This window comes from Pantoea sp. Aalb (assembly GCF_009829985.1).
Taxonomy (GTDB): domain Bacteria; phylum Pseudomonadota; class Gammaproteobacteria; order Enterobacterales; family Enterobacteriaceae; genus SZZU01.
This window is the reverse complement of sequence record NZ_SZZU01000001.1, coordinates 423268-437154: the sequence shown is the minus strand read 5'-3', so window position 1 is coordinate 437154 and position 13887 is coordinate 423268. Positions and strand designations below refer to the sequence as shown.

The window sequence follows — 13887 nt, the reverse complement described above, 5'->3', positions numbered from 1 at the left end:
TAGTTCTTTAGCTTTGACTTTAAATTTTTAAACTAATAATTTTTATTTTTAAGATTTAATAATTATTGAATAAATTATACGTTTTCTGGTTTACTTGTTGGTGCATTAGCCTGGTGAGTAGCACTATGACCACCAGCAAAACCATGTCTTTTAAAATTAAATGGAGGTCGTATCCAATCGCTATCACGAATTGGTTCATCTTTCCATACAGTAGCTGGAGCTCTAGTCATTGGTGCAGAAACATGATTATTAAAATGAGTTTTAACATTTTTATTGAATGATATTTGTTTATTCATATACATATGAGGTTTAGTAAATGACGCTATAGTATTAGTAAGTTGTTTTAGTTGGAGTACATGTAATGAGTCAATATCAGATGTTTTATTTTGTATAAACGATTCTTCTTTAGTAGAGGATTCTAAAGAATTTACAGAAGTTATTTCTAACTGACCATATTGAGGAAGTGTATGATTGAAATCATTCTTAATTGATTCTTCTTTCTGTTCAATTTGTTCAATAGGATAGTTAATCCAAACTTTACCAGATGCCATTTCTATTGAAGCAGAAGCTGATTCTAGTGGCATCACAGAGTGCGGTTGATAACGTTCATCACGATATCGACGACGACGCTGACTGCTTACACGTAAGTGACGTGGTGAACGTCGTGAACGACGAGGTAAAACAACGCTACCATTATTTTTACTATCATAATGACATTGTTGATTATTAAATAATATATGATCCTTTTCTTGCATGTCAGGATTAATAGGTTGTTGAAGAATTGTTACTATAGCTTCATGATCTATTTTTTGTTCTTGTTTTAATACTCTTTTTTCTTCTTGACGTTGTTTCTGACGTTCAACACGTTGCTGACGTGTTTCTTCAGGTAGTATTGTTTTATGATCTTCATATAGTTTGTTTCCACATTTATAAATAATTTTTTCTTGATTATTGTTTTGCTCTTGTATTTTATATGTTTGAGTATTTTCAAATTTATGGAATACATTAATATGTTCATAAGGAGTACTAAATGACTGTATATCATCTTTGATATTTTTATTTTTAAATTTAATTTTATTAATTATTCTATGAATGAAAATTTTTTTTAATCTACATATTAAGTTTTTTATAAAACTAGCACTTATATCAAGTATATAAGAATATATTATTGTTTTAAATATAATTCCTAATTTTGTAGTTGATTTATTTTTAGAAGACTTTATTTTAGTAGAAGATGAATCTGATATTACAAAAGCAGCTAAAACTGGTTGTTCTGGATTGCGATTTTCAGAATTTTGTTGTGCTGTAGGTAATACCATTTCAGCTGCATGTAAAGTTGGAAGTTGATAGCTAAAAGCTTGTCTTTCTTCACCTTTTCTGACACGTAATACAGAATAATGTGGAGTTTCCATTTGATTAGTTGGAACGATAATGGCAAGTACTCCACCTTGTCTTTTTTCAATGGCGCTAACTGCATCACGTTTTTCGTTTAATAAATAAGATGCGACCTGTACTGGTACAATAGCATGTACTTCTTTAGTATTATCTTTAAGTGCTTCTTCTTCAATTAAACGTAAGATAGAAAGTGAAAGTGATGCATTATCACGAATATTACCAGTACCGCTACATCTAGGACATACATAATGACTAGATTCACCTAATGATGGACTTAATCGTTGACGTGACATTTCAAGCAAACCAAACCGTGAAATATGACTAATTTGAATTCTTGCCCGATCTTGACGTACTGCTTCACGTAATCGATTTTCTACTGTACGTTGATGTCGTATCGGTACCATATCGATAAAATCAATTACAATAAGTCCTCCTAAATCTCGTAAACGTAGTTGTCGTGCAATTTCATCAGCTGCTTCAAGATTAGTATTGAATGCTGTTTCTTCAATATCTCCTCCTCTCGTAGCTCGGGCAGAGTTAATATCAATAGCAGTAAGTGCCTCTGTATTATCAATAACGATGGATCCGCCCGATGGTAAACGTACTTCACGTTGGAAAGCCGATTCAATTTGTGATTCAATCTGATAATGACTAAACAGCGGAATTTCACCGATATAAAGTTTAATTTTACTACTAAAGTCTGGACGTCCAAGTGCTGTGATATGTTGACGAGCTAAATCAACTACCTTAGGATTATCTATAAGAATTTCACCAATATCTTGACGTAAATAATCACGAAATGCACGAACAATAACATTACTTTCTTGATGAATTAAAAAAGGTGCTGGACGACTTTCTGCTGCTTTTTTAATTGCTTCCCAATGTTTTAAACGAAATCCTAAATCCCATTGTAATGATTCAGTTGATTTACCTACACCAGCGGTACGTATAATTAATCCCATACCATCTGGAATTTCTAATGTAGCAAGAGCTTCTTTTAGTTCAGTACGATCTTCTCCTTCAATACGACGTGAAATACCTCCAGCACGAGGATTATTTGGCATAAGTACTAAATAACTCCCAGCGAGAGAAATAAATGTAGTTAATGCTGCCCCTTTATTTCCACGCTCTTCTTTATCAATTTGTACAATAACTTCCTGACCTTCATGTAATATATCTTTAATATTTGGACGACCCTGCAAATGATGGTTTATAGGAAAATATTCGTGAGCAATTTCCTTTAAAGGAAGAAAACCGTGACGTTCAGTGCCATAATCAACAAATGCTGCTTCAAGACTTGGTTCAACTCGCGTAATTTTACCTTTGTAAATATTTGCTTTTTTTTGCTCGTACCCAGGCCTTTCGATATCCAGATCGTATAAGCGTTGTCCATCAACTAGGGCAACACGCAACTCTTCCTGTTGAGTTGCATTAATTAACATTCTTTTCATTGTAACATACTCGTTATTCTTACATGATTGATAAATCTGTAGATATATATTGTTAATCCCCTTAATAAAATTATATTCATGTATCTATACTTAATGGGTTTTTAATAACAGAAAGATCGATATAAATTTTATCGGGGATTTTTTGTATTAATTTGTATTAAAAGAAATATGTATACTATGTGGAAATATTAACTAATTATTAGTATTGAAAACCACACATCATAAGTCTATTGACGATGCTATAACCAAATTATGCTTATAATTATCATTATTTTTATCATTATTGCTTGTTATAATTCTTTAGGTAGAATGATTTATTCTATTATTTTATTTAGTATTTATTACTTAAATTTTCCTAATATGGAAATCTTATTATTATTTCATTGTTTGTTAATATATAGCAAGTTTACTTGTGTCTGAGGAGTACAATTTATTCGTTATGCATGTCATGAATATGCATGTATATTCATGAAACTTTTGAAAAAATTAAAGTATTATTTTTTAACAAAAATTAAGAAAAATTTATAAATTAAAAGTAATATCACTATCAAATATATATATTTGTAAAATTATTATGATAAAGATAGAAAATTTTAATATGCAGTTTATCGTTATTACAGATGAAAATACTGGGCAACGAATTGATAACTTTCTACGTACTAAATTAAAAGGAATTCCTAAAAGTGTTATCTATCGTCTTGTTCGTAAAGGATCAGTAAGGGTAAATAAAAAACGAATTAAACCAGGATATAAGTTGGAGAAAGGTAATGAAGTGAAGTTGCCACCACTACATATCACCAAACATAAAAAACAAATAAACTTATTTAAGTTAGGTAAACGTATTACTTTATCAGATTCTATTTTATATGAAGATGATTATATATTAATTCTAAATAAACCTACTGGTATGGCTGTACATGGTGGTAGTGGTTTACACTATGGATTAATTGAGATGTTAAGACCACTTCGTTCAGATATAAGTTTTCTTGAATTAGTGCATCGATTAGATCGAGATACCTCAGGTGTTTTAATGATTGCAAAGAAGCGTTCTACGCTTTGTGCATTACATGAACAATTACGCGAAAAAAAAATGGAAAAAAATTATTTAGCATTAGTACAAGGTAGATGGCCATCTAACTTAAAAATAATCAAGACACCGTTATTAAAAAGTATTTTGCATACTGGAGAACATATAGTACGTGTAAGTGTCAGAGGAAAAGAATCAGAGACACACTTTAAGGTAGAAGAGCGGTTTGATTGTGCTACCTTAGTTAAGGCTAGGCCAATAACTGGTCGAACACATCAAATTAGAGTACATATGTCTCATAGTGGTCATGCTATTGCTTTTGATGAACGTTATGGCAATCAAGAATTTAATAATGTATTAGTAAATACAACTAGTTTATCACGTCTTTTTTTACATGCTATTTCTTTAAAGTTTATACATCCTAATACAGGAAAAATTTTACATATTAAAGCGCCTCTTGATAATACTTTAAAAAATTGTCTTTTGCAGTTACGACGAAGTAAAACAAATCATAAGCTTGAATAATGAAGAGTAATGAAGAGTAATAATGATAAAGATAATGAAGATGTTTTTAAAAATTAAAATATAATTATTTAGAACATTATAACTTACATTTTCTACTATAATACATAAAAAAAGATAATATTAATTTTTTTATTAATAAAAAAAAATATAAATGTATAATAATCATTGTAAATAAGTATATATATATATATATTTATATAATAATGAAATATTAAATTTTATTATGTGAATAGTCAATTTCTTTGATACAAGAACTTTACTTAAGTTGGTATTTATTTTAAATTTTAAACTATAATATTATATAAAAATAAAATATTATAGTTTAATTTTGTTATATTTAAACATCTTTATTAAAATTAACATATTAATAGGAGTAAAAATTCATGGCTGTACAACAAAATAAACCTTCTCGATCTAAACGAGGTATGCGTCGTTCTCATGATGCTTTAATTACTAAAATTCTATCAGTCGATAAATCTTCTAGTGAAACTCATTTACGTCACCATCTTACTAAAGATGGTTATTATCGAGGTCGCAAGATGATTACGATGTGATTTTAAGATCACTTAAATATATTAAATATTTTGATCATTTGAATATTTGTAATTAATATTTTAATACTTACTTCGATATACATAAAAGTTTCTGTATCTTCTTATTCTTATTACACACATTATTGATTATCGAAAATCTATTTCATTATGTATTTATTTATTACAATTCTATTTCTATATATTTAAGAATTGTTTAAGTTATTTTTACTATATGTATTTTACATACTTAATATTGAACTTTTATAGTTAATTCTACTTAAATAGCACTAAAAAGAAATATAAATTTCAACCTTAAGGTAATAAAGAACATTAAGATTCTTAATATAAATCTATAAATAAAATAATTAAATTGTATTTATTAGCTTGGCTTGATTTGATGTATTTTCAATACTAGTAATATAAAATGATAATATGTTAGATTCTAGTATTAATACTAATTTAGTTAGATAATTGCATGCTTATTAAATTTGTAATTTTCAATTATATTGCAGAAATATTTAAAAAATATTAACTAATTTTACCTATACAAATATTATAAGTGATAGAACTTAAAACTTCTTTTTTTTCTGCAATAATGATTACAATTTAATAACTATAGTTAGTAACTAATAGTTAGTTACTTAAAACTACCAATCTACCTACCAAAAAAATTATATTTTTTATGTATTAAAATGTATTTAATAGATAAATCAAATTTATCTAAACAAAAATAAGTTTTTCTTTACTCGCGGAATAAAATAACTAGAACACCAAGTTTAAAATATGTAATGAAAAATTTTGCTTATCTTAATTTTGATAAACATAATATTTGTATATAAAGAATTTAGTAAAAGAGTAATTTAAAATCATGATAAATACATGCGAAATTACCGTAAAAATCATTATAATGGACAGAGCAGGCGATACGATGAAAAATACTCGAAATAATTTCTGCATGTCTTGATGTTGTATTAGTCAGGAGTAACAGAGCGTTGTTTACCAAAATTATAGGTACTGGTAGCTATTTACCTGAACAGATTCGTTCAAATGCAGATCTGGAAAAAATGGTAGAAACTTCCAACGAGTGGATTGTTACCCGTAGCGGCATTCATGAACGTCGTATCGCTGCACCTGATGAAACTGTAGCAAGCATGGGATTTACAGCAGCACAACGTGCTCTAGAAATGTCAGGAATTGATGCAAAAAATGTTACTATGATTATAGTCGCTACAACTTCTTCTAGTCATGCTTTCCCTAGTTCAGCATGTATGATTCAACAAATGTTGAAAATTAATGACTGTGCTGCATTTGATTTAGCTGCTGCTTGTACAGGTTTTATTTACGCTCTTAGTGTAGCTGATCAATACATTAAAACTGGTTCAGTAAAATATGCTTTAGTAATTGGGACTGATGTACTGGCTAGAACACTTGATCCCACCGATCGTAATACTATTATTTTATTTGGAGATGGTGCTGGTGCTGTATTATTGGGTTCAAGTAAAGAACTAGGAATTATTTCTACTCATTTACATGCAGATGGTCGTTATGGAAAATTATTAACATTGCCATACCAAGATCGCGAACATCAAAATAAACCAGCATATCTTACTATGGTCGGAAATGAAGTTTTTAAAGTCGCAGTTACTGAACTAGCTCATATTGTTGATGAATCATTAAGGGTTAATAACCTTCATCGTGAAATGCTTGATTGGCTAGTACCGCATCAAGCAAATTTACGTATTATAAGCGCTACAGCAAAAAAACTTGGGATGGGTATGGACAAAGTCATAGTAACACTTGATCGACACGGAAACACATCTGCAGCCTCAGTACCAAGTGCATTAGATGAAGCAGTTCGTGATGGTCGTATTAAACCAGGACAATTAATTTTACTTGAAGCTTTTGGTGGTGGTTTTACTTGGGGTTCTGCATTAATTCGATTTTGATTAAAATGGGCTAATAAATGATACCTTTTGCTTTTATTTTTCCAGGACAAGGCTCCCAACTTGTAGGAATGCTAACTGAATTAGCAGAAGAAAATATGCAAATTGAAGCAACTTTTCGTGAAGCTTCTGAAGTATTAGATTTTGATTTATGGAAGTTAGTACAAGATGGACCTAATGAGAAATTAAATAAAACTTGGAATACACAACCAGCACTATTAGCATCTTCCGTAGCAATTTATCGTGTTTGGCAAAGTAAAGGTGGTAGGCAACCATATATAATGGCTGGTCATAGCTTAGGTGAATATTCTGCTTTAGTTTGCTCTGGAGTTTTAGATTTTATTGATGCTATAAAATTAGTTGAATTACGTGGTAAGTTAATGCAAGAAGCAGTACCAGAAGGACAAGGTGCTATGTATGCTGTTCTTGGCTTAGAGGATAAATATCTTCAAAAGATCTGTAAAGATAGTTCTTATAATCAAGTGGTATCTTTAGTGAGCTTTAATTCACCTGGACAAGCAGTCATAGCTGGTCACAAAGAAGCGGTTAAAAGAGCTATTTTAGCCTGTGAAAAAGCACATGCTAAACTTATTATTCCATTATCAATAACTGTACCATCACATTGTTCCTTAATGAAACCAGCAGCTAAAAAATTAGCTATAGCATTAAAATTTATTACTTTTAATACACCTATAGTACCAGTAATTAATAACGTTGATGTAAAGTGTGAAAAAAAAGCGAAAGCAATTCGATATGCACTAGAACGTCAACTGTATAGTCCAGTACGTTGGACAGAAACAGTAAGATTTATGGCTATGCTAGGTATAAAAGAATTATTTGAAATAGGTCCAGGTAAAGTTTTGACTAATTTCACTAAACGAATTACTAATAGCTTGTCTGCAACGACAGTAAATGATCCTGTTTCACTTAAAAAAGCTCTTTTAAAAACCATAAGGGAAAAATTATGATTTTTACAGATAAAGTTGCATTAATAACTGGAGCAAGTCGTGGTATTGGACGTGCTATTGCAGAAACATTAGCTCAAGGAGGTGCAAAAGTCATTGGTACTGCTACAAGTGAAAGTAACGTAGAAATTATTAATTCTTACATTGGAAATGCTGGTAAAGGTTTTCTATTAAATGTTACAAATGTTTCTTCTATTGAAAAAATGCTTAATAAAGTACGCAAAGAATTTGGAGAAGTGGATATTTTAGTTAACAATGCAGGTATTACATATGATAATTTATTAGTACGTATGAAAGACAATCAATGGATAGATATTATAAATACTAATCTAACATCAGTTTTTCGCCTTTCTAAATCAGTAATAAGTGCTATGGTTAAAAAAAGATCTGGTCGTATTATTACAATAGGTTCTGTAGTAGGTTCAATTGGTAATGTAGGCCAAACAAATTATGCTGCAGCAAAAGCAGGTCTGATTGGTTTCAGTAAATCATTGGCTCGAGAAGTTGCATCGCGTGGTATTACTGTGAATATTGTAGCACCGGGTTTTATTGATACTGAAATGACTCGTGCACTTAACGAAGATAAATATACTGCTATTTTAGCAGAAGTCCCAATAGGGCGGTTAGGTTATCCTCAGGATGTTGCCAATGCTGTGATTTTTTTAGCCTCTGATAAGGCCGCGTACATCACTGGTGAAACATTACATGTAAATGGTGGTATGTTCATGGCTTAATAATACTAAAATATTTGCATTATTTTAAATGACATTACAAAATAATCTAAAATTATTGTTAGAACAATAGGGATTTTATTGTATCTTTTACAAGATTTTATAAACTACGACAACCATCATGAAAGTGATTTTTGATAGGGAATAAAATAGTATGAACGATATCGAACAACGTGTTAAGAAAATCGTAGCTGAGCAACTTGGTGTTAAAGAAGATGAGGTAATAAATACTGCTTCTTTTGTTGAAGACTTAGGTGCTGATTCTCTTGATACTGTTGAACTAGTAATGGCTTTGGAAGAAGAGTTTAATACTGAAATTCCAGATGAAGAAGCTGAGAAAATTACTACCGTTCAGGCAGCAATTGATTATATTAATAGCCACCAAAATTAATAAATATTTTAGGAGCCTTTTAAGTTAGGCTACTGCTATAAATTTTATTTTTGCTAGATCAATGTATTTTCTCTCTTATGGAGAACAAAAGTGGCTAAGCGTCGAGTAGTTGTGACTGGTCTTGGCATCTTGTCTCCTGTCGGCAAGACTGTAGAATCTAATTGGAATGCTCTACTTGCTGGCAGGAGTGGTATCAATTTGATTAATCATTTTAATACTAGTGCTTATACAACGCGTTTTGCAGGCTTAGTAAAAGATTTTAATTGTGATAAATATATTGCATATAAAGATCAACGTAGAATGGATAAGTTCATTCAATATGGTATTGTTGCGAGTATTCAAGCTATAGTAGATTCTGGATTGATAATAAATGAAAAAAACGCTTTTCGTATAGGTGCAGCTATAGGATCTGGTATTGGTGGAATAAGTTTAATTGAACACAATCATAACTTATTAATCAATGAAGGACCTCGTAAAATTAGCCCGTTTTTTGTTCCTTCTACCATTGTTAATATGGTAGTAGGATATTTGACTATTAGATATGGTTTGAAAGGACCGAGTATATCAATTGCTACTGCTTGTACATCTGGAGTGCATAATATCGGACATGCAGCACGTATAATTGCATATAACGATGCTGATATAATGATTGCTGGAGGTACTGAAAAAGCTAGTACTCCTTTAGGTATAAGTGGATTTGGTGCAGCCCGTGCACTTTCAACTCGTAATGATAATCCGCAAGCAGCAAGCCGACCATGGGATAAAGATCGTGATGGTTTTGTAATAGGAGATGGTGCTGGTATTTTAGTTTTAGAAGAATATGAACATGCAAAAAAACGGAATGCAAATATATACGCTGAAATTATTGGTTTTGGTATGAGTAGCGATGCTTATCATATAACATTACCGCCTCGAGATGGATCAGGTGCTGCAGCATCAATGATTAATGCATTACGTGATGCTCAGTTAAATGCAGATCAAATTAGTTATATTAACGCACATGGTACTTCAACACTTGCAGGTGATAAGGCAGAAGTGGAAGCAGTGAAGTCAGTTTTTGGTGTCGCTGCTTATAAAATTATGATGAGTTCAACTAAATCTATGACTGGGCATCTACTTGGTGCAGCAGGTGCTGTAGAATCCATTTATTCTATTTTATCACTGCGTGATCAAGTTATTCCACCTACAATTAATCTAGATAATCCCGATAAAGATTGTGATTTAGACTTTGTTTCACATATAGCACGTGAAGTAACTGGTATGAAATATGTATTATGTAATTCTTTTGGATTTGGTGGTACTAATGGCTCATTAATATTCCGTAAGCTATGAACATAATTAACTAATATAAATATTTATAGTCGTATATTTATTGATATAAAAAGTAATTAATTAAGGCAAATGTCATGTGGATAAACGGTATAAAAACAGTTAACTTATCGGCATTTGATCGTGCGGTTCAATTTGGAGATGGTTGTTTTACTACTGCTGCTGTTCTTAATGGTAAAGTTATTTTTTTAAAAAACCATTTAAAAAGACTAAAAGAGAATTGTCAACGTCTTTTTATTAACCTACCTAATTTCATGTTGTTAGAATCAGAAATATGTTATGCTGCTATAGGTTATAAAAAAGCAGTATTAAAAGTAATTCTTACATCAGGAATAGGAGAAAGAGGCTATAGTCGAACAAAGCAAAACAAACCTACGCGTATTATTTTATTATCACCATGGCCTAATCATTATGAAATTTTAAAGGGAAAAGGGGTTATATTAATTACTAGTCCTATAGAATTAGCCCGTAATCCACTTTTGGCAGGCATGAAGCATTTGAATCGATTAGAACAAGTACTAATTCGTCGGCATTGTGATTATAATGGAGGAGATGAAGCATTAGTCTTGGATACTAAAGGAAAAATAATAAGCTGTTGTGCAGCTAATATATTTTGGAGAAAAGGCAATGATATTTACACACCTAATCTTAAATATGCTGGTGTTAATGGAATTATGCGCTGTTATTTGATAGATCAAATAATAGCTACAGGTCAAAATTGTCATATAGTCGAAATGAGCAAAAAAGAAGTAATTAATGCTGATGAAATAACGATATGCAATTCTTTAATGCCTGTTTTACCAGTACGGCAAATTGATAATATTTTATTTATTAAAAGTTTTCTTTTTAATCAATTAAATAAATTTTGTCAAAATATGACAAAATGATTTTTATTAAGATTTACATAGACTTTTTCTTTTTTAGTCAAAGATTAATGTATTTATACTATTTAAATAAATCAATCATTTTTAAATACTTTTAAAAAATACTAATGTTAATATTCAAAAAATAATTAAAATATAACCTCTGATTGATTAGCAATGAAAAAAAAAATGAAAGGTTATTTTATCGTAATCGAAGGATTAGAAGGAGCAGGTAAAAGTACAGCAATTAAGATTGTATCTTCTATTTTGCAAGAACAAGGTATTATAAATCTTATTTTCATACGTGAACCTGGAAGTACTCCTCTTGCAGAAAAGCTACGTATACTAATAAAACAAGGCATTGATGGAGAATATTTCAATAATAAAGCAGAATTACTAATGCTTTATGCTGCACGCGTTCAGCTAACAGAAAATATTATTAAACCAGCATTATCACGTGGCGATTGGGTAATAGGTGATCGTTACGATCTTTCTTCACAGGCTTATCAAGGTGGAGGACGAGGATTAAATATTAATTTAATTAGAACTATACGTAATTTAGTACTAGGAAATTTTACTCCAGATTTAACTTTTTATCTCGATATTCCTCCAAAAATTGGTTTGCAACGAATATTTGTTCGCGGTAAGTTAGATCGTTTTGAAAAAGAGTCATTGAGTTTTTTTGAACGTACACGTAATCAATATCTTGCTATTGCTAATACTGATTCAAAAATTGTTATTATTGATGCAACGCAAAGTATTAGTAAAATCACTTTATCGATTAAAACAACTTTACATAATTGGCTTTCAGATAAATTTTTATTATGAAATGGTATCCTTGGTTAAACCAAACATATCGACAAATTATTGAATGTCATCGAAATGGAAATGCACATCATGCACTACTAATTCATTCTATTGATGCGATAGGTGATGATATATTAGTATGGGGTATCAGTCGTTGGTTAATGTGTCATAATCCTAAGGAATTTAAAAGTTGTAATGAATGTTATAGTTGTCAGTTAATGCAGGCACATACTCATCCTGATTGGTATTGTCTTAAACCTGATAAAGGAAGAATATTATTAGGGATTAATTCAGTTCGCAGTATAATTGATAAATTATATCATTTTTCACAACAGGGTAGAGCTAAAATTATCTGGCAACCAAATGCATCACAAATTACTGAAGCTGCTGCAAATGCTTTGCTTAAAACTTTAGAAGATCCTCCAATGAACTGCTGGTTTTTTCTAAGCTCACACGAACCTTGGCGTTTATTAGCAACATTACGTAGTCGTTGTATAACTTGGCGTCTTTTACCACCTGATGAAAAGGATAGTTTAGTATGGTTACAAAAACAATGTATCCAATCGCAAGAAGTTATGCATACAGCTTTGAAATTGAGTAATGGTTCACCTGTAGCAGCACTTAAACTGCTAAATCATGAGCGTTGGAAAATACGTCAAATGTTATGTAAAACAATTCCAGAGGTAATATATAGTGATATACTAAAATTATTACCAATATTAAATAATAATTACGTAACAGAATGTTTATATTGGTTAATTACTTTATTAATTGATACTATAAAATATCATTATGGAGCTAGTAAATGGATAGTTAATATTGATAGTCAGGATATAATTAAGCAATTATCTCAGCAAATAAATAATAATATATTACATAAAAGCGTGCAAGAATGGATGAAGTGTTATAGAGATCTTCAATCTGTAGCAACATTAAATCGTGAGTTAATATTAACAAATAGCTTGTTAAGATGGGAAGACTTACTTGCTGTAAAATAAATATTTATAAATAAGATAAGGAAAGAAGTTAAATTTATGTTTATAATTGATTCACATTGTCATCTAAATGCTTTAGATTACAAAAATCAACATCATGATTTAGACGATGTTATAGCTAAAGCAGCTACACGTGATGTAAAATTTATTCTTGCTATTTCTACTAATTTAGATGATTACTATATACTCAAATCTTTAATAAAAGACTATAAAAATATCAAGTTATCTTGTGGTATACATCCTCTTAATCAAACAACATTATCTTACGATTGGGAATATTTTCGACTTGTTGCTGCAGATGAGAATGTTATTGCTTTAGGTGAAACTGGATTAGATTATCATTCTCAATTAAAAAATAAAATACAACAACAAGCTTCATTTTGTGAACATATTCGTACTGGTATAACTCTTGATAAACCAATTATTGTACATATGCGTAACGCAAGCACTGATACACTAGCTATTTTACGTGAAGAACATGTAGAAAAATGTGGAGCAGTCTTACACTGTTTTACTGAAAATAAAGAAATTGCTACAAAATTATTAGATTTAGGGTTATATATATCTTTTTCAGGTATTTTAACTTTTCGTAATGCTAATACCATTAGAGATGCAGCTTGTTATGTACCTTTAGAACGTATATTATTAGAGACTGACTCCCCTTATTTAGCTCCTGTACCGTATCGTGGTCAAGATAATCAGCCTGCTTTTACACGTGAGATAGCTGAATATATGGCAGCATTGAAAAATATAGATTTAGAAACTTTAGCTGATATAACTACAAAAAATTTCTCTAACTTATTTCATATCTCTATGAGCAAACTTAGAAATTGATTAATTTTAAAATATGTTATGCATTATAAGAATTTTTCTTTTAGATAAACGGTATTGAATTTCCATATTTCTTATAGCAAGAAACTTTATGTAGTTTT

General features: G+C 30.3%; 12 protein-coding genes. 11 read left to right on the top strand and 1 reads right to left on the bottom strand.

What is annotated here, in order from left to right; genetic code table 11:
• Positions 1-74 precede the first annotated feature (74 nt).
• Complete coding sequence (gene rne, locus FD728_RS01725; protein WP_159934184.1) at positions 75-2846, bottom strand: ribonuclease E; 2772 nt, start codon at positions 2844-2846, stop codon at positions 75-77.
• Between the two features lie 577 nt (positions 2847-3423).
• Here rne and rluC point away from each other — a divergent pair.
• The 11 genes from rluC to FD728_RS01670 all read left to right on the top strand — a co-directional run bounded on the left by rluC (position 3424) and on the right by FD728_RS01670 (position 13789).
• Entirely contained in the window at positions 3424-4398 is a 975-nt protein-coding gene (gene rluC, locus FD728_RS01720; RefSeq protein ID WP_159934480.1) for a 23S rRNA pseudouridine(955/2504/2580) synthase RluC, read from the top strand.
• Between the two features lie 383 nt (positions 4399-4781).
• On the top strand, positions 4782-4952 hold the full coding sequence (gene rpmF, locus FD728_RS01715) for a 50S ribosomal protein L32 (RefSeq protein ID WP_159934182.1): 171 nt from the start codon (positions 4782-4784) through the stop codon (positions 4950-4952).
• 971 nt (positions 4953-5923) lie between these two features.
• Positions 5924-6877, top strand: coding sequence for a beta-ketoacyl-ACP synthase III (locus FD728_RS01710; RefSeq protein ID WP_159934180.1), 954 nt, complete (start codon positions 5924-5926; stop codon positions 6875-6877).
• Between the two features lie 17 nt (positions 6878-6894).
• Entirely contained in the window at positions 6895-7842 is a 948-nt protein-coding gene (fabD, locus tag FD728_RS01705; protein ID WP_159934178.1) for an ACP S-malonyltransferase, read from the top strand.
• Positions 7839-8573 (top strand): 3-oxoacyl-ACP reductase FabG, encoded by a 735-nt coding sequence (gene fabG, locus FD728_RS01700; RefSeq protein WP_159934176.1) that lies wholly within the window; start codon positions 7839-7841, stop codon positions 8571-8573. The genes fabD and fabG overlap by 4 nt, the downstream gene beginning before the upstream one ends.
• 151 nt (positions 8574-8724) lie before the next feature.
• On the top strand, positions 8725-8961 hold the full coding sequence (gene acpP, locus FD728_RS01695) for an acyl carrier protein (RefSeq protein WP_159934174.1): 237 nt from the start codon (positions 8725-8727) through the stop codon (positions 8959-8961).
• A 90-nt stretch (positions 8962-9051) separates the two neighbouring features.
• A complete protein-coding gene (gene fabF, locus FD728_RS01690; protein WP_159934172.1) occupies positions 9052-10293 on the top strand; it encodes a beta-ketoacyl-ACP synthase II in 1242 nt (413 codons plus the stop codon).
• A gap of 74 nt (positions 10294-10367) precedes the next feature.
• On the top strand, positions 10368-11177 hold the full coding sequence (gene pabC, locus FD728_RS01685; protein WP_159934170.1) for an aminodeoxychorismate lyase: 810 nt from the start codon (positions 10368-10370) through the stop codon (positions 11175-11177).
• A 165-nt stretch (positions 11178-11342) separates the two neighbouring features.
• Positions 11343-11981, top strand: a complete 639-nt coding sequence (gene tmk / locus FD728_RS01680; protein ID WP_159934478.1) for a dTMP kinase — start codon at positions 11343-11345, stop codon at positions 11979-11981.
• Entirely contained in the window at positions 11978-12958 is a 981-nt protein-coding gene (locus tag FD728_RS01675) for a DNA polymerase III subunit delta' C-terminal domain-containing protein (protein WP_159934168.1), read from the top strand. The genes tmk and FD728_RS01675 overlap by 4 nt, the downstream gene beginning before the upstream one ends.
• A gap of 36 nt (positions 12959-12994) precedes the next feature.
• Complete coding sequence (locus FD728_RS01670; RefSeq protein ID WP_159934167.1) at positions 12995-13789, top strand: YchF/TatD family DNA exonuclease; 795 nt, start codon at positions 12995-12997, stop codon at positions 13787-13789.
• Positions 13790-13887: the final 98 nt, after the last annotated feature.

Coding starts and splice junctions, on each gene's coding strand:
- tmk (WP_159934478.1), top strand. CDS start 11,343: ATGAAAGGTTATTTTATCGTAATCGAAGGATTAGAAGGAGCAGGTAAA.
- rne (WP_159934184.1), bottom strand. CDS start 2,846: ATGAAAAGAATGTTAATTAATGCAACTCAACAGGAAGAGTTGCGTGTT.
- FD728_RS01675 (WP_159934168.1), top strand. CDS start 11,978: ATGAAATGGTATCCTTGGTTAAACCAAACATATCGACAAATTATTGAA.
- acpP (WP_159934174.1), top strand. CDS start 8,725: ATGAACGATATCGAACAACGTGTTAAGAAAATCGTAGCTGAGCAACTT.
- fabG (WP_159934176.1), top strand. CDS start 7,839: ATGATTTTTACAGATAAAGTTGCATTAATAACTGGAGCAAGTCGTGGT.
- rpmF (WP_159934182.1), top strand. CDS start 4,782: ATGGCTGTACAACAAAATAAACCTTCTCGATCTAAACGAGGTATGCGT.
- pabC (WP_159934170.1), top strand. CDS start 10,368: ATGTGGATAAACGGTATAAAAACAGTTAACTTATCGGCATTTGATCGT.
- FD728_RS01670 (WP_159934167.1), top strand. CDS start 12,995: ATGTTTATAATTGATTCACATTGTCATCTAAATGCTTTAGATTACAAA.
- fabD (WP_159934178.1), top strand. CDS start 6,895: ATGATACCTTTTGCTTTTATTTTTCCAGGACAAGGCTCCCAACTTGTA.